This window comes from Oleiphilus sp. HI0125 (assembly GCF_001635355.1).
Genome location: NZ_LWGF01000624.1, coordinates 1 through 908 on the forward strand (window position 1 = coordinate 1; position 908 = coordinate 908).

The 908-nt window shown below is 45.0% G+C and carries 1 pseudogene; it reads left to right on the forward strand.

The annotated features are described in order from the left end of the window. Positions 1-16 precede the first annotated feature (16 nt). Positions 17-796, forward strand: a pseudogene (locus tag A3762_RS08015) (sigma 54-interacting transcriptional regulator). Positions 797-908 lie beyond the last annotated feature (112 nt).

Genomic DNA, 908 nt, shown 5'->3' on the forward strand with positions numbered 1-908 from the left:
AAACAACATCTCCGCTATTGCGACAACAGGTCTGAACGTATTAATTCAAGGCGAAAGTGGTACAGGGAAAGAGCTAATCGCCCAATAGATACATCAACAATCGCATCTTAAAGATACAGTGCTCGTGACACTAAACTGCGCTACTCTGCCTTCAGAGCTAACAGAGTCAGAACTGTTTGGACATGAGAAAGGAGCATTCACTGGTGCAGATAAAGCAAAACGGGGAAAGTTCAAGCTCGCTGATAACGGTACGCTGTTTCTCGATGAAATTGGCGAGCTGCCTTTAGCACTGCAAGCCAAGTTACTGCGAGCACTGCAGCAAGGAGAAATTCAACGCCTCGGCTCTAAAACCAGCATACGCGTAAACTGCCGAGTCATTGCGGCAACCAATCGCAACCTTTCAGATGAAGTAGCTAAAGGCCGCTTTAGGGAAGACTTATACCATCGTTTGAACGTCTTCCCTGTTCAATCCCCAGCTCTTAGAGAACGCCATGGTGATATCCCATTGCTTATTGAGTTCTTTACGAAGCAATGGAAAAGTAAAATTGGCATTGATGAAATCCGGTATTCAGATCAAGCAATGCAAATACTGAATGAATATGCGTGGCCTGAAAACGTGCGAGAGCTTGAAAATATGGTGGCGCGAATCCTTGTAACGGAACAAAGTCGCTCAAACGACAAACAAGTCCTTTACCTTAACGAGCGCAGCATCCCGATCAGCACTGAGCAAACTAATCGCGCGCTCAATAGAACAATCGTAATCTCGAACGAAACGGACTCTCACAATACTGATTAAGGCACTGAGGGCACGACACTACAAGAACAAACCCAAGAGTTTCAGCGCAAGCTAATTAAAGAAGCTCTTTCAAGAAACGATAACAACTGGTCAAAGACAGCAAAACAGCTTG